24 protein-coding genes are annotated in these 22,625 nt (G+C 60.9%); 13 read left to right on the top strand and 11 right to left on the bottom strand.

The window, feature by feature from the left end; genetic code table 11:
- Positions 1–99 precede the first annotated feature (99 nt).
- The 7 genes from ACGHP5_RS07790 to yidD all read left to right on the top strand — a co-directional run bounded on the left by ACGHP5_RS07790 (position 100) and on the right by yidD (position 5,845).
- The gene (locus ACGHP5_RS07790) at positions 100–570 is read left to right on the top strand and encodes a hypothetical protein (RefSeq protein ID WP_337657255.1); all 471 of its coding nucleotides are present in this window, start codon (positions 100–102) and stop codon (positions 568–570) included.
- The gene (locus ACGHP5_RS07785) at positions 563–2,224 is read left to right on the top strand and encodes a S41 family peptidase (protein ID WP_337755641.1); all 1,662 of its coding nucleotides are present in this window, start codon (positions 563–565) and stop codon (positions 2,222–2,224) included. Before ACGHP5_RS07790 ends, ACGHP5_RS07785 begins: the two co-directional genes overlap by 8 nt.
- A gap of 4 nt (positions 2,225–2,228) precedes the next feature.
- Positions 2,229–3,404: a PAS domain-containing sensor histidine kinase gene (locus ACGHP5_RS07780; protein WP_290532317.1), complete on the top strand. Its 1,176-nt coding sequence runs from the start codon at positions 2,229–2,231 to the stop codon at positions 3,402–3,404.
- On the top strand, positions 3,404–4,339 hold the full coding sequence (locus ACGHP5_RS07775) for a DUF4271 domain-containing protein (protein WP_337755643.1): 936 nt from the start codon (positions 3,404–3,406) through the stop codon (positions 4,337–4,339). Before ACGHP5_RS07780 ends, ACGHP5_RS07775 begins: the two co-directional genes overlap by 1 nt.
- 103 nt (positions 4,340–4,442) lie before the next feature.
- On the top strand, positions 4,443–5,237 hold the full coding sequence (locus ACGHP5_RS07770; protein ID WP_295901108.1) for a uroporphyrinogen-III synthase: 795 nt from the start codon (positions 4,443–4,445) through the stop codon (positions 5,235–5,237).
- 22 nt (positions 5,238–5,259) lie between these two features.
- Positions 5,260–5,628 carry a ribonuclease P protein component gene (locus tag ACGHP5_RS07765; RefSeq protein WP_295901106.1) on the top strand — a complete coding sequence of 123 codons (369 nt, stop codon included), beginning with the start codon at positions 5,260–5,262 and terminating at the stop codon, positions 5,626–5,628.
- The gene (gene yidD, locus ACGHP5_RS07760; protein ID WP_290532313.1) at positions 5,585–5,845 is read left to right on the top strand and encodes a membrane protein insertion efficiency factor YidD; all 261 of its coding nucleotides are present in this window, start codon (positions 5,585–5,587) and stop codon (positions 5,843–5,845) included. The genes ACGHP5_RS07765 and yidD overlap by 44 nt, the downstream gene beginning before the upstream one ends.
- Before the next feature lie 192 nt (positions 5,846–6,037).
- Here yidD and ACGHP5_RS07755 read toward each other — a convergent pair whose 3' ends face one another.
- The 7 genes from ACGHP5_RS07755 to ACGHP5_RS07725 form a co-directional block, all read right to left on the bottom strand.
- Complete coding sequence (locus ACGHP5_RS07755; protein ID WP_390568325.1) at positions 6,038–6,931, bottom strand: cation diffusion facilitator family transporter; 894 nt, start codon at positions 6,929–6,931, stop codon at positions 6,038–6,040.
- Positions 6,928–7,860 (bottom strand): LuxR C-terminal-related transcriptional regulator, encoded by a 933-nt coding sequence (locus ACGHP5_RS07750; protein ID WP_390568320.1) that lies wholly within the window; start codon positions 7,858–7,860, stop codon positions 6,928–6,930. The genes ACGHP5_RS07755 and ACGHP5_RS07750 overlap by 4 nt, the downstream gene beginning before the upstream one ends.
- A 76-nt stretch (positions 7,861–7,936) precedes the next feature.
- Positions 7,937–9,772: an LTA synthase family protein gene (locus ACGHP5_RS07745; protein ID WP_390568318.1), complete on the bottom strand. Its 1,836-nt coding sequence runs from the start codon at positions 9,770–9,772 to the stop codon at positions 7,937–7,939.
- Between the two features lie 135 nt (positions 9,773–9,907).
- Positions 9,908–10,564: a uracil phosphoribosyltransferase gene (upp, locus tag ACGHP5_RS07740; RefSeq protein WP_290532309.1), complete on the bottom strand. Its 657-nt coding sequence runs from the start codon at positions 10,562–10,564 to the stop codon at positions 9,908–9,910.
- Positions 10,565–10,583: 19 nt separating this feature from the next.
- Positions 10,584–11,798, bottom strand: a complete 1,215-nt coding sequence (hflX, locus tag ACGHP5_RS07735; protein ID WP_290532308.1) for a GTPase HflX — start codon at positions 11,796–11,798, stop codon at positions 10,584–10,586.
- Positions 11,799–11,927: 129 nt separating this feature from the next.
- Positions 11,928–12,557 (bottom strand): energy transducer TonB, encoded by a 630-nt coding sequence (locus tag ACGHP5_RS07730; protein WP_290532307.1) that lies wholly within the window; start codon positions 12,555–12,557, stop codon positions 11,928–11,930.
- Between the two features lie 148 nt (positions 12,558–12,705).
- On the bottom strand, positions 12,706–13,389 hold the full coding sequence (locus ACGHP5_RS07725) for an energy transducer TonB (RefSeq protein WP_253011805.1): 684 nt from the start codon (positions 13,387–13,389) through the stop codon (positions 12,706–12,708).
- A 157-nt stretch (positions 13,390–13,546) separates the two neighbouring features.
- On the opposite strand from ACGHP5_RS07725, the gene rlmN reads away from it, so the two are divergent.
- Both rlmN and ACGHP5_RS07715 read left to right on the top strand, forming a co-directional pair.
- On the top strand, positions 13,547–14,575 hold the full coding sequence (gene rlmN, locus ACGHP5_RS07720; protein WP_337657754.1) for a 23S rRNA (adenine(2503)-C(2))-methyltransferase RlmN: 1,029 nt from the start codon (positions 13,547–13,549) through the stop codon (positions 14,573–14,575).
- 192 nt (positions 14,576–14,767) lie between these two features.
- On the top strand, positions 14,768–15,196 hold the full coding sequence (locus ACGHP5_RS07715) for a thioredoxin fold domain-containing protein (RefSeq protein WP_290532305.1): 429 nt from the start codon (positions 14,768–14,770) through the stop codon (positions 15,194–15,196).
- 52 nt (positions 15,197–15,248) lie between these two features.
- Here the strand turns inward: ACGHP5_RS07715 and ACGHP5_RS07710 are convergent, their stop codons facing one another.
- The 4 genes from ACGHP5_RS07710 to ACGHP5_RS07695 all read right to left on the bottom strand — a co-directional run bounded on the left by ACGHP5_RS07710 (position 15,249) and on the right by ACGHP5_RS07695 (position 18,150).
- Positions 15,249–15,689 carry a hypothetical protein gene (locus tag ACGHP5_RS07710; RefSeq protein ID WP_390568313.1) on the bottom strand — a complete coding sequence of 147 codons (441 nt, stop codon included), beginning with the start codon at positions 15,687–15,689 and terminating at the stop codon, positions 15,249–15,251.
- Positions 15,690–15,792: 103 nt separating this feature from the next.
- On the bottom strand, positions 15,793–16,416 hold the full coding sequence (gene rsmG, locus ACGHP5_RS07705) for a 16S rRNA (guanine(527)-N(7))-methyltransferase RsmG (protein ID WP_290532381.1): 624 nt from the start codon (positions 16,414–16,416) through the stop codon (positions 15,793–15,795).
- Between the two features lie 25 nt (positions 16,417–16,441).
- A complete protein-coding gene (locus tag ACGHP5_RS07700) occupies positions 16,442–17,005 on the bottom strand; it encodes an RNA polymerase sigma factor (RefSeq protein WP_290532303.1) in 564 nt (187 codons plus the stop codon).
- On the bottom strand, positions 16,996–18,150 hold the full coding sequence (locus tag ACGHP5_RS07695) for a glycosyltransferase family 2 protein (RefSeq protein WP_290532302.1): 1,155 nt from the start codon (positions 18,148–18,150) through the stop codon (positions 16,996–16,998). Before ACGHP5_RS07695 ends, ACGHP5_RS07700 begins: the two co-directional genes overlap by 10 nt.
- A 59-nt stretch (positions 18,151–18,209) precedes the next feature.
- Here ACGHP5_RS07695 and tgt point away from each other — a divergent pair, with 59 nt between their 5' ends.
- The 4 genes from tgt to ACGHP5_RS07675 are packed head-to-tail and all read left to right on the top strand — an operon-like array spanning position 18,210 to position 22,502.
- Positions 18,210–19,340 (top strand): tRNA guanosine(34) transglycosylase Tgt, encoded by a 1,131-nt coding sequence (tgt, locus tag ACGHP5_RS07690; RefSeq protein WP_390568311.1) that lies wholly within the window; start codon positions 18,210–18,212, stop codon positions 19,338–19,340.
- A 3-nt stretch (positions 19,341–19,343) separates the two neighbouring features.
- The gene (locus ACGHP5_RS07685; RefSeq protein ID WP_290532300.1) at positions 19,344–20,447 is read left to right on the top strand and encodes an LptF/LptG family permease; all 1,104 of its coding nucleotides are present in this window, start codon (positions 19,344–19,346) and stop codon (positions 20,445–20,447) included.
- 10 nt (positions 20,448–20,457) lie between these two features.
- Positions 20,458–21,417 carry a PASTA domain-containing protein gene (locus ACGHP5_RS07680; RefSeq protein WP_390568309.1) on the top strand — a complete coding sequence of 320 codons (960 nt, stop codon included), beginning with the start codon at positions 20,458–20,460 and terminating at the stop codon, positions 21,415–21,417.
- Positions 21,417–22,502, top strand: a complete 1,086-nt coding sequence (locus ACGHP5_RS07675) for an RluA family pseudouridine synthase (RefSeq protein ID WP_390568307.1) — start codon at positions 21,417–21,419, stop codon at positions 22,500–22,502. Before ACGHP5_RS07680 ends, ACGHP5_RS07675 begins: the two co-directional genes overlap by 1 nt.
- Positions 22,503–22,625 lie beyond the last annotated feature (123 nt).

Raw genomic sequence — 22,625 nt, 5'->3', positions numbered from 1 at the left:
TAAAAATTCGCTTCGTTTCTTTCTGCTTTCCCCCAAAAACCTACAATAACCCGGTTCCCGACTTTAAACTGATAACTTTCAACTCTCCACTTTCAACTTATGAAATACTTCGTCCGCTCGTTAAAATATTTCTTCGCCCTGTGCGTTCTCTGTATAGCCCTGATGGGGCTGATGCTGATGACCGGGACTTCGGCGCTGTCGCTCGACGACACGCTCTACGTCATGCTGCACACCGACCGCTACCTGATGCTCTTCGCGGCGATCGTGGTGCTGGCCGCCGTCTACCCCAGATTCGGGTTCGTGGTGCGCCGGGTGGAGGGCGACATCGAGGAGAACCGGGAACAGATCCTGAACGCGTTCCGCTCGGCAGGCTTTTCGCTGCGCTCGGAAGAGGACGGGGCGATGACTTTCCGCGCCGACAATTTCGGCCAGAAGCTGATGCTGCTGGGCGAAGACGAGATAAAAGTTTCACAGTACGGACAATGGATCGTGCTCGACGGCATCCGCCGCGGCGTCGCCCGGGTGCAGTACCGGCTCGATTCGTACATACACATGACACGCAATGATTAGAAAATACCGTTACCTGCTCACTGCGGCGGCCGCTGTCGGCGCCGCGGGCCTCTTGACATTCGCCGCCCGCAACGACTTCGGGCTGGGCCGCAACATGGAGATCACCGTCAACATGATGCGCGAACTCTCGCTGGGGTATGTCGACCCCGTAGACCCCGACCGCCTGATGGAGGGGGCCGCCGCCGGCATGGTCAGCGACCTCGACCCCTACACGGAGTATATCCCCGAGGAGGGGATGCAGGATTTCGAACTGCTCACCACGGGCAAGTACGGCGGCATCGGGTCGCTCATCCGCCAGAAGGACGACTACGTCCGCATCGCGCAGCCCTACCAGGGATCGCCCGCCGACAAGGCCGGGCTGAAGATAGGCGACAAGATTCTCTCGATCGACGGCAAGGATGCCAAGGGCTTCACCACCGAGCAGGTCTCCTCGCGCCTCAAGGGTGAACCGGGGAGCAAGGTCAAGGTGACCGTCGAACACCTCGACGGCACGCAGCAGACGGCGACGATCCGCCGCGAGCGGATCGCCATCCCGGGCGTGCCCTATGCCGGATGGGTCGCCGACGGCATCGGCTACATCCGCCACGGCGACTTCACCGAAGGATGCTACGAGGAGATGCGCGCTGCCATCGAACGGCTGCGCGCCGAGAAGCCGCTGAAAGGGCTGGTGCTCGACTACCGCTCCAACGGCGGCGGCATCATGCAGGAGGCGGTCAAAATCCTGGGAATGTTCGTCCCCAAAGGAACCGAGGTGGTCAGCACCAAGGGGCGTTCGGAAGATTCGAAACAGGTGTTCCGCACCGACGCGGAGCCGATCCTCTCAGACCTGCCGCTGGCGGTGCTGATCAACGGCAACTCGGCGTCGGCGGCCGAGATCGTCGCCGGGGCGTTGCAGGACCTCGACCGCGCGGTGCTGATCGGCCAGCGCAGCTTCGGCAAGGGACTCGTGCAGTCGACCCGCCCGCTGGGCTACAACGCCATGCTCAAACTCACCACGGCCAAATACTACATCCCCTCGGGCCGCTGCATCCAGGCCATCGACTACTCCCACTCGCAGGAGGGTTCGGTGCGGACCGTGCCCGACTCGCTGATCTCGGAGTTCACGACCCGCGCGGGCCGCAAGGTCTACGACGGCGGCGGCGTGATGCCCGACATCGCAACCGACCCGGAGTACATTTCACGCTTCGCCCTGACGCTCTATGCGCTGGGATTCATCGAGGATTTCGGCGACGAATACACGCGCCGCAACCCCGGCCGGCAGATCGACATCCGCACCTTCTCGATCACGGACAAGGACTACGCCGACTTCGCGGAGTTCATGAAAGGCAAGAAGGTCCCCTACGAATCGGACACCCGGCGGGCGCTCAAGGCGCTGAAAAAGGCCGCCGAGGACGACCGCTTCGCCCAGCTGAAGGACAAGTTCGAGCAGGTGGAGGCCGAGCTGAAGGACGACACGCAGACCAACCTCGAAACCTACCGCACGCAGGTCGTCGAGGCGATCAACAACGACATCGTCATGCGCCACGGCTACCAGGCGGGCGTGATCGAGCATTCGCTGCCGGGCGACAGGGAGGTGGCCGAGGCCGTCAGAGTGCTGAACGACCCCGCAACGTATGGGCGCATCACCCGCGAGCAGGACACCAAGCGCAAATAGGGCCATGAAACTCCGCAGCGAATTCTTCTCGTTCCGCAACCGGGTGGTGGTGATCGTCGTCGGGGTGACGCTCGGCGCCGTGTCGCTGCTCTACACCAACAACATGGCCCAGCGGCTCAAGGAGAAGGAGCAGCACGACGTGGCGCTGTGGGCCCACGCCATGGAGCGCGTCACGCGCGACGTGCTGGGCGGCACGATCCAGGACCCGTTCGTGGCCGACATCATGTCCAACGGCAACAACATCCCGTTCATCATCACCAACGAGAACCTCGAAGTCATCAACTCGCACCTCATCCCCGAGAAGATCATCAACCACCCCGGACGGCTCCGGAAGCAGATCGACAAATTTTCGGTCGAGAACCCGCCGATCCCGGTGAAGTTCTTCTGGTCGTCGCAGCACTACCACATCATCTTCTACGGCAAGTCGGCGCTGCTCAAGTCGCTCTACTACTTCCCCTACGTGCAGATTCTCGTCATCACAGCCTTCATCGCGCTGGGGTTCATCGCCTTCCGCTCGTCGAAACACGACGAGCAGAACCGCGTCTGGATCGGACTGGCCAAGGAGACCGCCCACCAGCTGGGAACCCCGACCTCGTCGCTGCTGGGATGGATCGAATACCTGCGTTCGCAAGACGTGGACCAGACGGCCGTCGAAGAGATGAACAAGGACCTCACGCACCTGATGAAGATCGTGGACCGTTTTTCGAAAATCGGTTCCGAGACGCCCCTCACCCCGGCGAACATCAACGAAGTGGTGGGCGAATCGGTCATGTACTTCCGTAAACGCATCCCCCGCAACGTGACGCTCGACTACAACGGGCTGGCCATCGCCCCCGTGCAGGCCAACATCAACGCCGCGTTGTTCGAATGGGTCGTGGAGAACCTGATGAAGAACTCGCTCGACGCCCTGCAAGGGCACGGGGCCATCGACGTGCGGATTTCGTCGGACGACAAGAGCGTCATGATCGACGTGAAGGACACGGGCAAGGGCATTCCCAAAAGCAACTGGAAACGCATCTTCGAACCGGGATTCACGACCAAGACCCGCGGCTGGGGCCTCGGGCTGTCGCTCTCGCGCCGCATCGTCGAGGAGTACCACCAGGGTAAGATCGCCGTCATCGACTCCGAAATCGGCAAGGGAACCACCATCCGTATCACACTCAAACGCCACTTCGCCTGATGACCCCATCGGCGGCACATACGCGAATCGCAGCGCCTGCGGCGGATTCGGCGTCCGGGACTCCGGGAGCGCCGGTCCTGACGGAGTACGCCCCCAGGCCGGATACGCTCCGGACGGAAACGGCATCGGGCGAAAGCGGTTCCGCACTGTTCCCCTTTGCGGCGACCGGCGCGGCTCCTTCCGAATGGCGCGACACGACCTCCGCCGCAATCTTCGGAGCGCAGTCCACCCTTGCGGAACCCGCGCGCATTCCGCTCGCACCGCCTCCGTCGCTCACGGAGAACGCCGTTTTCCAAAGTTTCGTGCTGCTGCTCGCCGCGACCTACGCCATGCTGCTCTACCGCAACCTGGGCGACGTGCGCACACTGCTGGGACGTATTTCACGCGACACGGCCACGGGGGAACGCCTCTCCGAGGACCCGGGCGGAAGCGGCTACTCCCGTTTCCTGAACATCGCCACCGCCATCGGGCTGCTCTTTCTGGGCGTCGCGGCGATCAAATACGGCGACACGCTGATGCCCGGCCGGCTGGCGGAAGCCATTCCGCAGGGCGCAGTCCTGATTTTGAGCCTCCTGGCCTCGCTCGCTGCGCTGGGCGTAGCCGCCTATCAGGCAATCGCCGTGCGGCTGGCCGGGACCTTGACCCTCTCGCAGCCCTTCATCGCACAGCTCATGCTGCTCAAACGCACCTATTTCGCCCTCGGGGTGGTCCTCATTTCACCCCCGCTGCTGCTTTTCGCGCTCTGCCCGCAAGGCACGGGCGGCGTCTGGTTCTGCATCGTCGCCATCGAATTGACCGCAGCGGCCGTCTTATACCTCAAGGAGACATTAAACCTGTTTCTTTCCAAAAAAGTTTCGATTTTGCATTGGTTTTTGTACCTTTGCACCGTGGAAGTCTTCCCAATCAGCCTATTATGGCTGCTTGCGGTAAGATGAAACGGCAAAGACAAACCTAAATCAATTCGCAACATTGAAAGTAAAGAGTGTATTAGTTTCGCAACCGAGGCCCGCTGTCATCGAAAAGTCCCCGTTCTACGAATTGTCCCAGAAACACCACGTGGAAATCGCCTACCGGCCCTTCATCCGCGTAGAAGGCGTCTCCCTGAAGGAGTTCCGCGCCCAAAGGGTCGAAATACTCACGCACACGGCCGTCATATTCACATCGCGCACGACAGTCGACAGTTTTTTCCATATCTGCGAAGAGGCACGCATCACCGTGCCCGAAACCATGAAATACATCTGCCAGACGGAGGCAGTGGCGCTCTACCTGCAGAAATACATCGTCTACCGCAAACGCAAGATTTCGTTTGCCGACGGCTCGTTCACGTCGCTCGTCGAGCTGATCATCAAACACAAGGAGGAGAAATTCCTGCTGGCGCTGAGCGAACCCCACAAACCCGAGCTGCCGGAAACGCTCGCCAAGCTCAAACTCTCGTTCGATCCCGTCATCCTGGCCCGCACGGTCGCCGGGGATTTGGACGACGTTAAAATGGCCGACTACGACCTGCTGGCGCTCTATTCGCCCTCGGACGTGAAAACCCTCATCGAGAAGTTCGGAACCGACGACCTGCCCGCCGTGGCGGTATTCGGCGAAGGTACGCTGCGCGCCGCCCTCGGGGCCGGAATCACCGTGCTGGCCAACGCCCCGACGCCCGAAGCCCCCTCGATGGTCAAGGCCATCGACCTCTACCTGCAAAAGGTGCAGAAAGGCGAGGAGATCGAGCCGGTGGAGCTGGTGACCGACGCCCGCAAGGAGGAGTTCATCCGCAGCCAGCAGCACAAGCTGGCCAAGAAGGGCCGCACGCGCCGCCCGGCCACGGAATCCCGCAAATAAGGGCCGCAAGCCCCCTGCCGCCATGCCCGCACACTCGCTACCCCGCACCGAAAGGCTCCGTTCGCTCGGGGCCGTGCGCCGTCTGTTCGAGAGCGGCGAAAGCGGCTTCGTCTTTCCGTTCCGCTATGTGTGGTTCGCGGAACCCGACACCGAACAATCGGTCGAAGTACTCTTTTCCGTCCCCAAAAAGTTCCACAAACGGGCCAACAGACGCAACCTGCTGCGCCGCCGCACGAAGGAGGCCTACCGCCTGCAAAAGCAGATCCTGCACGACGGCCGGCCGGTCAACCTGGACCTGGCGCTGATCTACTCGTCGAAGGAGGCGCTGCCCTATAAAACCGTCGCAAATGCAGTCCGCAGGATTCTGGAGTCGGTCGTGGAGCATCTTTAAACAGGCCTGCGCCCTGCCGCTGATCGGACTGGTGAGGTTCTACCAGCTCTGCATCTCGCCCTTCACGCCTCCGTCGTGCCGGTTCACCCCCACCTGCTCGCAGTATGCGCTCGAAGCGCTGCGCAGGCACGGACCCGTCAAGGGGCTGTGGCTCACCCTGCGGCGGCTGTCGAAATGCCATCCGTGGGGCGGAAGCGGCTACGATCCCGTGCCGTAGGTGCAAAAAAACGGCCGGCCAACCGGCCGACCGTCCCCTCCCTCCGAAGAGCTGCGTCACTGTTTACTTTTAAACCCATCTTTCCTCCTGAAAACAAAGATCATACCCTTTTCAGGGAAAAACAATCCCGACCCTGACGATTAGGGTCGGGATTCCGCCTTTAAACAGAACGATTTCGTCCAAGTACACGAATCAGTCGTGCAAATCGTCGCATCGCTCGGCCGCAGATTCGAATTCGAGCGTCGCATGGGGGATCCCGGCATGGCCCAGGAGGTCTTTCAGGTCGCGTTTCACTGCTTCCATCCGGGACAGGGTTTCGAGCACGACATGGGCCGTCAGAGCGTTTTCGGTCGTACTGATGGCCCAAACGTGGATGTGGTGAACGGCCTTCACGCCCGGAACGGCGGTCATCTTCCGTTCGATCCCGGCTATGTCGATCTCCCCGGGAACCCCGTCGAGCGAGAGACGCAGGCTGTCGCGCGTCAGCGACCAGACCGACGCCACGATCACCGCGGCGACGACCAGCCCCACGACAGGGTCGACGATCGTCCACCCCGTCCACGAAATCACGAGTCCCGAAACAAGCACCCCGACCGACACCAGCGCATCGGCGGCCATGTGCAGGTAAGCGCCCTTGACGTTCAGGTCGCGGTCCTTGTCCTTCATGAAGAGCCACGCCGTGAAGCCGTTGATCACCACCCCGACACCCGCCGTCCAGGCGATGGCGCCGCCCTCGACCGGCGCGGGATGCAGCATGCGGCCGATGCTCTCGGCGACGATGACCCCCACGGCGATCAGCAGGATCACCGAGTTCAGCAGCGAGATCAGCACCGTGCTTTTCTTATAACCGTAGGTGTAGCGGGGCGTAGCCTGCACCTGCGCCAGCCGGAAGGCCAGCATGGCCAGCAGCAGGCTGGCCACGTCGGAGAGGTTGTGCCCGGCGTCGGACAGCAGGCCCATCGAGCCGTAGTAGAGGCCGACGGCGAATTCGACGGCGACGAAAGCCACGTTGAGCGCAATGCCCAGGATGAAGGCCTTGTTGAGCGACGTGACCGCGTGTTCGTGGTGATGGTGTTCGTGTGTCATGGCTGCGAATCGATTATGGTATCCTTGATTTCAGAGAGTTCCACCAGTTTGTTGACGATGGCATAGATCGTAAGCCCCGCCGCGGAGTGTATCTGCAATTTCGCAGCGATGTTGCGGCGGTGGGTGATCACGGTATGGGCCGAGATGCAGAGCGCCTCGGCGATCTGTTTGTTGGTCATGCCCTTCACCACGCAGACGATGATCTCCTTTTCACGGACGCTCAGCGGCTCGGGCTTCACCGTGCGGGGACCCGTCGCCGCCAGCCGCTCGACGGCCGGAATGAAGAGTTCGTCCTCCACGGCGTTGTGCGAGGCGAGTTCGTGCTCGCAGTTGAAGATGTCGAACAGCACGCCGTTGAGTTCGTTCGTGCTGCCCGAAGGATAGTATTTGATGATGATGTTCTTCAGCTCGCGCAGCTTGATCTCGACCTGGTCGTGCTGGCGGCGGAAAATGTCGATCGAATAGGCCGTGTTCTTCTCGCCCGAGAGCAGCGACTCGACGTACGGGAAAACGGTCTGCTCCTCGTAGGACATGTGGCGCTGAACCTCGGCGGCATACTCGTCGAAAAAGCGCATGATGGCGAACGAAACGTCGCTCTGGGCGCAGTCGACCGCCTCGATCAGCTTCCGCCGGATGGCCGGAAGCCGGAAGTCCAGGAAATAACCGTGGGAGTTGTGCAGGTAGTCGGTCAGCGAACGGACCGAGACTTCGCCGGCCAGCTCCGCGCCGTTGCCGAAGTTCATCAGCATGTTCACCACGGCAAGGAACGTCGCGGCGTCCACCTTGTTCTCGGCGCACACCTCGGCGATGGTCTTGTCGCCGAATCCCAGCGCAATGCCGAAACGGCTCATCACCTGCAACACGGCATAGCGGTCGCAGACCAGATCGCACATCCGGTCGTCGCCCGTATATCCACCATTCTTATACATAAACATAGGTATTATTTTCCGTGCACAAAGATATGCGGACAAGCGCCATGCCGCAATACCTAAAAAGGGGGATTCTTCAGCGGCGGCCGATATCCACGTAAGTCGTTTGCAACATCGTGCGCCCCACGTCGAGCAGTTCGGGGTTCGTCTCCGTCACAGCCCGGCCGCCCGTCACGTCCCACACCGCCTCGCCCAAAGCGTCGACCACGCCGAAGCCGTCGTTGAAGGCGTAGTAGGCGAACTTGCGCGGAGGCGCCGGGGCGAAAATGTCCTTGCTGTAATCGAAGTCGCCGTGCGCGACGCCCAGCTGGGCGAGCAGCGTCGCGGCGATGTCGATCTGCGAGGCGTAGTCCTCCACCACGCGCGGCCGCGCGACGGCCCCGCCCGTCCAGATCATCGGAATGCGGTGGCGCAGCGGCTCGTTGTAGGCGAGCGTCCGCGGGTAGGGATAGCCGTGGTCGGCGACCAGCACGACGAGCAGGTTTTCCCACGCGGGCGAAGCCTTCAGGCGGTCGATCATCTTCCCCACACAATCGTCCGAGAAGGCCATTGCGTTCAGCACCTTGTCTTCGAACTTCGCGTAGGGAACGTCGAAGGGCGTATGGCTGCTCAACGTCAGCAGTCCCGCGAGAAACGGCTCCCGGGACTCGCTCAATGCGATCACGCGGTCGGCGAACCAGTCGCACATCAGCGCGTCGTCGTAACCCCAGTCCGAAGCCGGAACGTCGAAGCGCAGGTCCTTCTGCCAGATCAGCTCCTGCCATCCCGTAGCGTACATGTAGGAGGCCTGGTTGGTGAAATTGAGGTCGCCGCCATAGGCGAAACTCGTCTTATAGCCCTCCCCCGCGAGCGAACGCGCCACCGAGGGCAGGTTGCGGCTCTTGGCCGGGAGTTTCATGACCGACATGCGCGTCTGCGCCGGGAAACCGCTCAGGATCGCCACCTCGCCGCGGTCCGTGCGGAACGAGTTGGCGAAGAAATTCTCGAACCAGATGCCCTCGCCCTTCAGCCGCTGCATGTTGGGCATGACGGGTTCCCCGCCGACCTCCTCGTCCATCACCGTCCGGGCGAAGCTCTCCAGAATGACGATCACCACATTGGGCCGCAGCGTATCGAGCACCCGCTCGGTGGGACCCGCTGCCGGGCCGTTGCCCCGCAGGGCGTCGAACTTCGCGGCGCGCGTCTCTTCGTCGAAGAAGGGGTATTCGCCGGCATAGTCGGCACGGTCGCCGAGACTGGACAGAAACGAGAAAACGGGATTCGTGGCCGCATGGTTCAGGAACGGCACGGGGCTGAAATAGACCTTCGAAACATTGGCCACCGAGGCCCCCAATCCGCCGCGGATCGCCAGGAAGTCGAATCCCGCGAGCACGACGACGACGAGGCTTCCGGGCAGGGCCAGCCGCCAGCCGACAGTTCGTCCGTCGAAAATGCGCAGGATGCGGCGGTAAGCCCAGACCATCAGCGCGGCATACGCAGCGGCCAGCAGGGTCTGCCGCACGCCGAGCCAGAAATCGACGCTCGCCATCGCCTCCTTCGGATCGGCGAGGTAAATCAGGACCGTCGCATCGAGGCGGAACCCCCAATGCTCATACAGCGCGACGTCGACGGCGAAGATCACGGCCGTCGTCACGGCGACCAGCACGAAATAGGCTGTCAGCACACCCCGCCACACCCGCTCCGGAATACGCACCCACAGCGAAAGGAGTACGGCCAGGAGAGGCAGTGCAGTGACATAACCCGCAACGGTCATGTCGAGCGTCAGCCCGTGCCACAGCACATCCATCCAGCCGCCGAGGCCCGTCCCGGCCGCCTCCGCGGCATACCACGCCATAAAGACGGGTTTCTGCACGGCCATCATAAGGACGGTCGCGCAGAACACGGCAACGAGGAAAGCGAGTTTTCGGCGCATTACTTATTCATTTTTTTGATTTTAGGCAGGGTAGTTTCGGGCATCACGCCGCACGGGACGGATGGGTAGTACCAAAGTACGTCCCATTCGGGACGGACAAGCGATGTGCCGCAGAAGCCCTATAAAATCGGAAAACTATATTTTTTCGCCGTAAGCCAGGTCTCCAGCATCTCCGATGCCGGGAACGATGTACGAACGCGAAGTCAGCTCCTCGTCGACAACGGCCGTCCAGATCGTAGTGGTCTGCCGCGGCATGTTCTTCATGGCATAGTCAAGCCCCTGTTCGCTGGCGACGACCGCGGCGACGTGAGTGTAGGCCGGCGTGCCGCCCTTCTCGCACAAGGCGTTGTAGGTCAGCACGAGCGACGACCCGGTGGCTAGCATCGGATCGACCAGCAGCAGCGTCTTGCCTTCGAGGCTTCCGCACGAGATGTACTCGACCTTCACGGTGAACTTGCCGTCCTTGGTGCTCTTGCGGTAAGCCGAGACGAAGGCATTTTGGGCATCGTCAAAGTAATTTAAAAATCCCTGGTGATAGGGAAGCCCCGCACGGAGAATCGTCGCCACCACGATCTGCTCGTCGATCATCTCGACGGAGGCTTCACCCAGAGGCGTCTCGACAACGCACGGTTTGTAGCTGAACGTTTTCGATATTTCATAGGCCGTGATCTCGCCGATGCGCTCCATGTTGCGGCGGAAACGCATCGAATCCTTCTGAATCCGCTTGTCGCGGATTTCAGCGATGAATTTGTTGAGAACGGAGTTCTGCTGGGAGAGGATATGCAACGTCATGATTGAGTGGGTTTGGTTGTCAGTAGAGGAAATTGTTGAACGGATAACGCCCGGCATGAATCTCACGCACCATGCCATAGAGATCCGAGCGGAATTTTTCCAGGTTGGTCTTCGTCAGCGCCGAGAGGAAGATGCAGGGCGTGTTGGCCCGTGCGATCCAGCTCTTCATAAGTTCCTCCAGCGAGAGGTTCTCACGCGTGGCAGGCGTCAGGTCGTCCTCCTCCTTCTCGACGTAGGTATAGGCGTCGACCTTGTTGAAGACCAGATAGACGGGTTTGTCGCCCGCGCCGATCTCCTGCAGGGTCTGCTTCACCACGGCGATCTGCTCCTCGAACTGCGGGTGCGAGATGTCCACCACATGAATCAGCAGGTCGGCTTCGCGGACCTCGTCCAGCGTCGATTTGAACGACTCGATCAGCTCCGTGGGCAGTTTGCGGATAAAGCCCACCGTGTCCGAAAGCAGGAAGGGCAGATTATCGAAAACCACCTTGCGGACCGTGGTGTCGAGCGTGGCGAAGAGCTTGTTCTCGGCGAAGACCTCGCTTTTCGAAATCAGGTTCATCAGCGTCGATTTGCCTACGTTGGTATAGCCGACCAACGCCACGCGAACCATCGCACCGCGGTTCGACCGCTGCACGGCCATCTGGCGGTCGATCTTCTTGAGGTCCTCCTTCAGTTTGGCGATGCGGTTGCGGATGATACGGCGGTCGGTCTCGATCTCGCGCTCACCGGCGCCGCCGCGGGTTCCCGTACCGCCCCTCTGGCGTTCGAGGTGGGTCCATAGGCCCGACAGCCGGGGCAGCATGTATTCGTAATTGGCCAGCTGCACCTGCGTCTTGGCGTAGGCCGTCTGGGCACGCGACATGAAGATGTCGAGGATCAGGCGCGTGCGGTCCAGCAGGCGGCAGGGCATCTCCTTTTCGATGTTGCGCGTCTGCGAGGGAGTCAGTTCGTCGTCGAAGATCACCACGTCGATTTCGTTCTCGCGGCAATACGCGGCGATCTCCTCCAGCTTGCCGGGACCGACGTAGATGCGCGACGAAGGCTGCGGCAGGCGCTGGGTGAAACGTTTCACCGAGCAGATGTCGGCCGTCTCGGCCAGAAACTCCAGTTCGTCGAGAAACTCCTCGGCCTGGCGCGGGTCCTGGCTGTCGCGGATGACGGCGACCAGCACGGCGCGCTCGCGGCAATCGGCCGCGGCGGCAGGCTGGGGATTCAGTTTATTTTCTTCCAAAACAGTTCTATTTTATTCCGGTTTCAACCCGGCTTCTGCCGGGTCGGACAACGTGCTGCAAACACGATGCTACAAATAAGGGTATCCGCCCGAAAGCAGGATACCCTCAAAAAGTTCAGCCGTAACGCCTCAATTTTGCATGCGGAACTCGACCGGCAGGGTGTATCTCACACGCACCGTCTGATTCCGCTGTTTACCGGGGCTCCACTTCGGCGATTTGTTCAGCACGCGGATCGCTTCGTCCGCCAGCGAACGGTCGGGCGACTGGAGAACCTCGATATTGGTCAGGCGTCCGTCCTTGTCGATCACGAACGAGAGAATCACGCGACCGTGGATGCCGTTTTCGAGGGCGATCTGCGGAAACTTCACGTTCTGCATCACCCAGTTCCGGAAGGTTTCGAGGTCTCCGTCCATGAACGAAGGCATGGTCTCGGCGATCAGGAAGATCTCGTCCTCGACAGCGGGTTCCGCCGTGGGGGTGACGAACTCGATGGGGGTTTCGGCATCGAAAATCGACAGGTCGACATCCGTCTGGATCTGCGTACCGTTATCCATGATCCGGATCACCTGACTCGGGATTCTGATCTCGACTTTCCGGGGCTGCACCTCCTTGGGCCGGTCCCGGGTGATTTCGGTCAGCTCGATCACATCGGCATTCCCGTACTCCATCGGCGACCGTTCGATCCGGTACTCCGCCGGTGCGTAGGCGAAAGCCGATATAACGAGACCAAGCGCCAGCACCGCACCGATTTCCAACAAAAGGCCTCTCTTATTCCGAAGATCCGCCTTGAATGATTTTTTTACTTCCATATCAGTCAGCATTAAAGGATTGGTCGGAAACAAATCGATGCAGCCTTTTTGCAGGAACTCCGCCGCGGCTGCCGGGCAGATATTCCTGTCCCGGGTTTTAGTTCTGTACGCGGAAGTCTACCGGCAGGGTATACTTCACACGAACCACCTGGTTACGCTGTTTGCCGGGGCTCCACTTCGGGGACTTGTTCAGTACGCGGATAGCCTCCTCGGAGAGCGAACGGTCGGGCGTCTGAAGCACCTGGATATTGGTCAGACGGCCGTCCTTCTCGATCACGAACGAGAGAACCACGCGGCCCTGGATACCGTTTTCGAGGGCGATCTGCGGGAACTTCACGTTCTGCTGCACCCAGTTGCGGAAGGTATTGAGGTCTCCGCCCTGGAACGAAGGCATCGTCTCGGCGATCAGGAACGGCTGGTCGTCCTCGATGGTCTCTTCGCCCACCTCGACCTGCTGGATCACCTCGGTATTCTCGTCGAACTCGGCGAAGTCCACTTCGGTGGTGATCTTCGTGTCATTGGTAACGACCTGCAGCAGGTCGGCGATAACCTTCACCTCTACACGTTTGGGAGGCTCGGGAGGCTTCTGGTCCTGGCGGGTGATCTCGACGATCTCCTCCTCGACGATAGCAGCCTGCAAATCCATCTTTTCAATCGTGCGCTCTTTCGGGGTGTAGGCGAAAGCCCCGATCACGAGGCAAAGCGAAACGACCAGACCGATTTCGAGCAAAAGACCCCGCTTGTTCCGGAGGTCCGCTTTGGGTGATTTCTTAATTTCCATTTATCTCAATAATTTTAATTGTTCGGGCAAAAAACGGGCATAGGAGTGCTATGCACCACAAATATATGGATAAAAATTCAAAAATGCACATGCGGACGCAAAAATCTTCATTTTTTACCTACTTTTGTCACAGAAAACAGCCCCCGGAACCCCAAGAATGGCACATCAGGAATCGTTATACGGCAAAACGCCCGACCAGCTCGCAGCCCTTTGCGGCGAGTTGGGAATGCCGCGCTTCGCCGCGCGGCAGATCGCCCGCTGGCTCTACGTCCGCCACACGGAGGACCCGCTGCAAATGACCGACATCGCCGCCGTGCACCGCCAGCGGCTCGCCGAACGGTTTTCACCGGCGCTGAGCGCCCCGGAGCGCGTCACCGAGTCGGCCGACGGCACGAAAAAATACCTGTTCCGCACCCTGGCGGGGCATTACGTCGAGGCGGCCTACATCCCCGACGGCGAGCGGGCCACGCTCTGCGTCTCGTCGCAGGCCGGATGCCGCATGGGCTGCCGCTTCTGCGCCACGGGGCGGCAGGGGCTTCAACAGTCGCTCACGGCGGCCGAAATCCTCAACCAGGTGGTTTCGCTGCCCGAGCGCGACAAACTCACAAACCTCGTGTTCATGGGCATGGGCGAACCGCTCGACAACACGGACGAAGTGCTGCGGGCGCTCGAAATCCTCACCTCCGAGTGGGGTTTCGGCTGGTCGCCGACACGCATCACGCTCTCCACGGCGGGCGTCGTGCCCGAATTGCGGCGCTTCCTCGACGCGACGAAGGTCCACCTGGCCGTCAGCCTGCACAATCCCTTCCACGAGGAGCGTATGGAGATCATGCCCGTCGAACGGGCGTGGCCGATCGCCCAGGTCGTCGCGATCCTCGGCGAATACGACTTCACCCATCAGCGGCGGGTGTCGTTCGAATACATCGTGATGAGCGGGCTGAACGACTCTCCGCGCCACATCCGCGAGCTGACGCGCCTGCTGAACGGCATCAAATGCCGCATCAACCTGATCCGCTTCCACCGGATTCCCGACTCGCCCTATTTCTCGCCCGGCGACGAGGCGATGGTCCGCTTCCGCGACGCACTGACCGCCCGCGGCATCCAGACCACGATCCGCGCTTCGCGCGGCGAGGACATCCAGGCCGCATGCGGTCTGTTGAGCACCCGCCTAAAAGGCGGGCTTTAGAGGGCGCCCGGTTAAGAACCGGGATTCAGGGGCGGAGGAACCTTATCGCGCTGTCGGACCGGTTCTGCGCTGCCGCGTTTCCAGCAACCGGAAAATCCCGGCGATTGGACTGCGCACCGCTACTCCTCAAAGCTCTTTTTAAGCGGCCGGCCCGGTCCGGTTTTTGCACCCCGTCAACGAAAAACAGATTATATGAAAAAACTGATCTTTCTGCTGCTGCTGGCCCTCGGGACAGGCGCGGCGCGGGCACAGGTGAAATTCGAGACCAAATCGACGGATGCCGTGCGCGAAATGGCGATAAAACAGGGTAAACTGGTCTTCATCGACCTCTATGCCAGCTGGTGTCCTCCGTGCCGGATGATGGAGAAGCAGGTCTTCTCGCGCAAGGACGTCGGGGAATTCATGGACCAGCGGTTCGTGGCGGCCAAATACGACACGGACAAAACCACGGGCCGCGAACTGCTGAAGAAATACGGCAGCGGTTCGATTCCGCTCTACCTCGTGTTCGACACCCGGGGCGAACTGCTGGGCCGCATCACGGGCGCCGCCGATGCCGAGACTTTTATGGATAATCTCCGCACGATCATCGCCCGGCAGAAGCCTGCGGCAAAATCCAGATAAAAAGAAACGGGAAGGCTTTGAACCTTCCCGATTTCGATTTATGTCCGGGTTCTCAAAACCTGCTTCGCGGTTCATGCACACGAATCAGGTTCATTTCATCCCCTTCAATATCGTTGCGGTCGATAAAATAGATCGTATCATGCGCCAAAATCTCCTTGTATTTCATCTCGGCCTGCGATTTCGAGAGCGTAGGTGCAAGCACATCCCAATCGATGCAAGCCACGGTCTTCAAAAAATCTTTCGGTTTTTTGATCGGAGCGGCATTATCCTCCGACACAAACGTGAAACAGCGATTGCTGCTTTCGCAAATCAGGCTTATCACATGGGCCGTGATTTCCCGACCGAGTTGTGAGTCCGGAGCAATTTTCGAGTGCCATGCTCCATTCACCGCAGACCGATTCTCCGTCGATGCAAAAACCACATAAACGGTCGATTGCGCGTTTGCCGCAAATTCCACGATTGCAAACGCAAGTAAAAACAGGATTCTTTTCATATTCATCATATTCAAGGTTAAACAAACTCCGATATTGTATCATTCCATTTCAAATGCCGCCATCCTTTGTTCAAATCCTGCCGATGCCCTGCGTCCCCTAAAATTATTTTTTCGGTGTGTAAACCACCTTCTTGGTCTCGAAGAACTCCTCGCCGAAGAAGCGCGGAATGTCGTAAATATACCACCGTTTGCCCGTCAGGGCCAGTTCCTCGGCCAGATCGCCGCCCTTGAGGTAGAGGATGCCGTTGGGCAGCGATCCTTTCTCTCCCCGTTCGATCAGGGGCCAGACCCATTTCACAAACTCCGGCATGGCCGTCACGGCGCGCGAAACGACGTAGTCGAATCGCTCCGTCAGGGTTTCGACCCGCACGCAGCGGGGCGTGAGGTTTTCCAGCCCGAGGCCCGCCGCGACCCCTTCGACCACCGTTATCTTCTTGCGGATGGAGTCTGCGGCCGTGAAATGCGCCCCGGGAAAGAGGATCGCCAGCGGCACGGAGGGGAATCCGCCGCCGCACCCCACGTCCAGAATCCGTGCCCCGTCGCCGAACGTGCAGACCTTGGCGATGGCCAGCGAATGCAGCACGTGACGCAGGTAGAGCTGGTCGAAGTCCTTGCGCGAAACGACGTTGATCTTCGCGTTCCAGTCGGCATAGAGACCGTACAGCGCCGCAAACCGCTCACGCTGAAGGTCGGTCAAATCGGGAAAATATTTGAGAATCGGCTCCAATTTCGAATCGTTCATCGTTCATTATTCATTGTTCATCGCCTTGAGCGATGAACCTGCACATCTGTTCGCGGGCGCGGTGTATCTGGGTTTTCACGGTCCCGAGCGGCAGCGCCAGTTTCGCCGCGATCTCCTCGTAGGAGTACTCCTCGAAAAAACGCATCAGGATCAGCTGCCGGTAACGGGGCGCGAGGCGTTCGAGGTAGTGCTCGATCTGCGTACGCTGCTGGAGGTTGATGACGCTCTCCTCGGGAGTCGGGGCGCTCGACGCCGGGGCGGCGAAACGCTCGTCGATCGGCAGGTCGTCCTGACGGCGGCGCACGAAATCGATGAACGTGTTGCGCGCAATGGTGTAGACCCACTGCCCGAAGGTGTAGTCCGCGCTGTAACGGTGGAGGTTGATGTAGACTTTGATGAAGGTCTCCTGCAACAGGTCGTCGGCATCGTTCGCGCCGCTCAAACGCTGCACGAACAGCCGGTGGATGGCGTCGCGGTAACGGTTGAAGAGGTACTCGAAGGCGTCGTTGTCCCCCTTGAGCACCCGGTCGACCAGCTCGCGGTCTTCGGCTACGATATAGTCGGCTATCTCCATACGCGGTTGTCACGGCGGAGCAGCATCGCCCCCAGCGCCGCGGCCCACAGCGGGCCGAGCAGGTCGTAGATGAAGTAGCGCCCTGCAATGCCTCCCTCGCCCAGCCGCCGCGCTATGCGGCGCACTTCGAGGGCCACTACGACATAGCGGATGACGGCGAGCAGCAGTGCGGCGAGCTTGTACTCCGGGGGCATGACAGCAAGGGCGCAGATCACCGTGGCGAAAAACAGCACCCGCGAACCCATCTCCCAGCGGACGAAGGTCTTCACCGCACGGGGATAGAAGCGGAACGCCGAACCGAAATAGCGCAGCTGACTCATCCACCAGCCCATGCCTCCCCACATTTTTTCGCGCAGCGAGGCGCGGGGCGAGAGGATCACGCTCACGTTGTCGCGCGTCATGACCCGCTGCATGAACAGGTCGTCCTCACCGATGTTCATATTGAGGTGGCTGAAGCCGTTGGCCCCGAAATAGAGGCTCTTGGTGAAGCCGTAGTTGTGGAGCGTCCCGCGGTAGGCGCGGCGCCGCACGGCCCGGGCGATCCAGTCGGCCGAGTGCATCATCCGCCAGGCGCGCATCATGTAGTTCGCAAAGCCCTTCCCGCGCTCCACGCCGCAGTAGCCCACAACGATCTCGCCGCGCATGAACCCCTTGGCCATCAGCGAGAGCCAGCGGTCGGTCTGCGGCACGGCGTCGGTCGAGGTGAAGACCATGCACTCGTAGTGGGCCGACTTGATGCCCACGTTGAGCGCCATCTTGCGCGAGATCGGGAAACGGGGGTCGAGGTGGATCTTGGTGGTCGTGATCTGCGGGAACGACTGTTTCAGCCGCACGAGGTCCTCGTAAAAATCGGAGTCGTGGCCCACGTAGACGATCACCACCTCGAAATCGGGGTAGTTCTGGGCCAGGATCAGCGGCAGGCGCTCCTCGACGAACGAATAGTCCTCCGAAAAGAGGGGGACCACCACCGACACGGGCGGTTCGCGGTCCATCGTCTGCGGACGGCGGTTGTTCTTGTAGCCGGGGATACGGCCGTAGACGAAAATATAATAGTACAACTGCACGCCGAGCATCAGGAGCGCGGCCCCCGCGAGTGCTGCGCCCTCCCAGCCGTAACATGTCAGAAATCGTTCGAAGAAAAGCATATTGACGAAATATGCGCAAAGATAGAAATATTTTGTGTATTTTTGCCGAATATATGAGTATGAAATTCACCCTGCAACATAAAGACCCTTCGTCGCACGCCCGCGCGGGAGAGCTGCAGACCGACCACGGCGTCGTCCGCACCCCGATCTTCATGCCCGTGGGCACGGCCGCGACGGTGAAGGGCATTTTCCACCGCGACGTGCGCGACGAGGCCCGCGCGCAGATCATCCTGACCAACACCTACCACCTCTACCTGCGTCCCGGCATGGAGATCATCGAACGCGCCGGCGGCGTGCACCGCTTCTCGACCTGGGAAGGCCCGATGCTCACCGACAGCGGCGGTTTTCAGGTTTTTTCACTTGCGGCGTGCCGTAAGCTGAAAGAGGAAGGGTGCCATTTCCGGTCGCACATCGACGGCTCGAAGCACCTCTTCACGCCCGAAAGCGTCGTGGACACCGAGCGCACGATCGGCGCCGACATCATGATGGCCTTCGACGAATGCCCCCCGGGCGACGCCCCGCGCGAATACGCCGCCAAGTCGCTCGGCCTCACGGAGCGGTGGCTCGACCGGTGTTTCAACCAGTATCACCGGACCAGTCCCAAGTACGGCCATTACCAGGCGCTGTTTCCCATCGTGCAGGGATGCACCTACCCGGACCTGCGCGCCCGGGCCGCGGAGAACGTGAAGCAGTACAATGCCGACGGTTACGCCATCGGCGGACTGGCCGTGGGCGAGCCTACGGAGGTCATGTACGAAATGATCGAAGTGGTCAACGCCATACTGCCGGAGGACCGCCCGCGTTATCTGATGGGAGTCGGTACGCCGGTGAACATCCTCGAAGGCATCGAGCGCGGGGTGGACATGTTCGACTGCGTGATGCCGACGCGCAACGGCCGCAACGGACAGCTGTTCACGGCCGAGGGCGTCATCAACATCCGCAACAAGAAGTGGGAGGACGACTTCTCGCCCATCGACCCCGCGGGCACGGCCTTCGTCGACAGGCTCTACTCGAAGGCCTACCTGCACCACCTCTGCGTCTGCGGCGAGATGCTCGCGGCCGAGATCGCCTCGCTGCACAACATCGCCTTCTACCTGCGGCTGGTCGGGGCGGCGCGCGAACACATCCTCGCCGGGGATTTCAGGGCGTGGAAGGAGGGAATGGTCGAAAAACTGCAACGAAGACTCTAAACAATGAAAATGCGTTTTCCGGGGTTCAAGATTCTGGACCGTTACATACTGGGCAAGTTCCTGTCGACCTATTTCTTCGCCATCGCCATGATCATCGTGATCGTGGTGGTCTTCGACTATGTGGAGAAGATCGACGACTTCACGGAGCTGCACGCACCCCTGAAATCGGTCATCCTCGACTACTACCTCAACTTCATCCCCTACTTCATCAACCAGTTCAGCGGTCTGTTCACCTTCATCGCCTGCATCTTCTTCACCTCGAAGATGGCCTACCAGACCGAGATCGTGGCCATGCTCTCGGGCGGCATGTCGTTCCGCAGGCTGATGTGGCCCTATTTCCTCGGGGCGCTGATCATCGCCTCGCTGTCGCTGACGCTCAACCTCTGGCTGATCCCCATTTCGCAGCGGCACATCGTCTCCTTCGAGCAGCAATACATCAAACGCAAGCAGAACACCAAATACGACCGCCACATCTACCGCCAGATCGAGCCGGGCATCTTCGCCTACATCCGCGGCTACAACGACGGTGCCCGCCAGGCCTCGTTCTTCGTGCTGGAACGCTACGAAAGCGGCACGATGACCCACTCGCTCGAAGCCTCTGACGCCAAATTCAACCCCGAGACCAAACGCTGGACCGCCCCGCGCTACACCAAACGGGAGTTCGACTCCGCGGGCACGGAGACCTTCGAGCAATTCCGCAACCTCGACACGCTGATCAACCTCGAAGCCACCGAGCTGGGCGAGATCAACGACCTGATCCAGACCATGAACATCTCGGAGCTGAACGCCTTCCTGGACCAGCAGCGGGCCAAAGGCTCCGACTCGATCAACCTGATCGAGGTCGAGAAGCACGCGCGCTACGCCTATCCGCTTTCGACGTTCATCCTGACGCTCATCGGCGTGTCGCTCTCCTCGCGCAAGGTCCGCGGCGGCACGGGACTGCACATCGGCATCGGCACGGGACTCTGCTTCTCGTACATCCTTTTCAACCGCTTCTTCGAGGAGTTCGCCAAGAGCGGAACCCTCCCGCCCGGGCTGGCCGTGTGGCTGCCCAATATCATTTACCTCGGCATCGCCGTCTACCTTTACCGGAAGGCCCCGAAATAACCTGCGATCTATGGAGAAACCCCAGAATTACCTGTCCCGGCTCCGGCGGCATCCGCTGCTCTGGAACCTCGCGCTGATCGCGGCGATCATCCTCGCGATGGCCGTCGCCGCGCATATCCTCATGCAACTGGGCACACGCCACGGCGCGCGGCGCACCGTCCCCGACTTCTCGGGCGTGCCGCTCGACCAGGCTCAACGCATCGCCCGCAAGCACGATCTGCAACTGCATATCAACGACTCGCTGTTCGTCCCCGCCTACGAAGGGGGCATCGTCCTCGACCAGCTGCCCGAAGGGGGCGTCGAGGTGAAACCCGGACGCACGGTCTACATCACGATCAACTCCTTCCGCCAGAAGATGGTCCCCGTGCCCTACGTGGCCGGGCGTTCGCTGCGGCAGGCCAAGAACATGCTCGAAATCGCCGGACTGGAGATCGCCGAACTGGTCTACCGCCCCGACATGGCCACGAACTACGTGCTGGAGGAGTACTGCGAAGGCAAACCCGTGACCCCCACGACCCGCATGGAGGCCGAGATGGGTTCCGGCGTGACGCTCTACGTGGGTGTCGAAGAGGGCTACGGCACGACGATCGTGCCGCGGCTGGTGGGGCTGCCGCTGGCGCAGGCCAAGGGCCGCCTCTGGGAGCTGGGACTCAACGTCGGGCGCGTGGACTTCGACGAAGGGGTCAACCTGCTCAACCAGAAGGACACGCGCGTCTACATCCAGACGCCGGGCGCCGAACGCAGCGCAGCGCTGGGATCGAGGGTCGACCTGCGGCTGACGCTCGACGAGAAGAAACTCGCCCGGTACCGGGCCGAGGCCGAGAAGCAGGCGGCCGTCGCCGCCGAGGAACGCCGGGCCGAGGAGCAGCAGCTGGCCGACTCGCTCGCACGGGCGGCCCTCGAGGAGGCCCCGGCGGAATCCGCCGAAGAGCAGCCCGCCCAAAAGGACAACGACGGATTTTTCGACTGATGACCGACAGATACCCCATCGACGACCCGGAACTGGACGCCGTTCCGGCGGATGCGGAGGACGAAGAAGAAGCGGGCCTCTACGAACACTTTGCGGTGACAGCCGACAAGGGGCAGACCTCCATGCGGCTGGACAAGTTCCTGACCGTAAGGATGGAGCACTGCTCGCGCAACCGCATCCAGGCAGCGGCCGACAGCGGAAACATCCTCGTCAACGGCAAGGCGGCCAAGTCGAGCTACAAGGTCAAGCCGCTGGACCGCATCCAGATCGTGATGCCCTACCCGCGGCGCGAGGTGGAACTCGTCGCCGAAGACATTCCGCTCGACATCCCCTATGAGGACCGATGGCTGCTGCTGGTCGACAAACCGGCCGGTCTGGTCGTGCATCCGGGGGTGGGCAATTACAGCGGCACGCTGGTCAACGCGCTGATGCACCACCTCAACAAGCAGGGAATCCCGGCCGAGGAGCAGAACCGTGCGGGACTGGTGCACCGCATCGACAAGAACACCTCGGGACTGCTGGTGATCGCCAAGGACGAGCAGACCCACGCGCGGCTGGCCAAGCAGTTCTTCGACCACACGATCCAGCGCCGCTACGTGGCCCTCGTGTGGGGCAATTTCGAGGAGGACGAGGGGACGATCACGGGCAACATCGGCCGCAGTCCCCGCGACCGGCAGAAGATGTTCGTCTTCGCCGACGGGTCGGACGGCAAGCACGCCGTGACGCACTGGAAGGTGTTGAAACGCTACGGTTACGTGACCTTGGTGGAGTGCCGCCTCGAGACGGGACGCACGCACCAGATCCGCGTCCACATGGCGTGGATCGGCCATCCGCTGTTCAACGACGAACGCTACGGCGGCGACCGCATCCTCAAGGGCACGACCTTCGCCAAATACCGGCAGTTCATCGAAAACTGCTTCGCGGTGATGCCGCGCCACGCGCTGCACGCCCGCCTGCTGGGCTTCGAACACCCCGCAACGCACGAAAACGTGCTGTTCGAAAGCCCGCTTCCGGCCGATTTCCAGTCCCTGCTGACAAAATGGAATATTTACACTTCAGCGGCAAAAGAAACCGAAGAAAATTAATCGCCGCATTCCGGTCGCGATGCGACAAGCCCCTCCCGAGGGAGGGGTTTGGGGTGGGGTCAGACTTGCAAACGCGGCAGAGCCGCGAACAACACCGGTTGCAAGAAATGCAACCGAAACAAA

This window comes from Alistipes sp. i18-0019-D1 (assembly GCF_042852885.1).
Lineage (GTDB): Bacteria > Bacteroidota > Bacteroidia > Bacteroidales > Rikenellaceae > Alistipes.
This window is presented reverse-complemented; position numbering and strand designations above follow the sequence as displayed.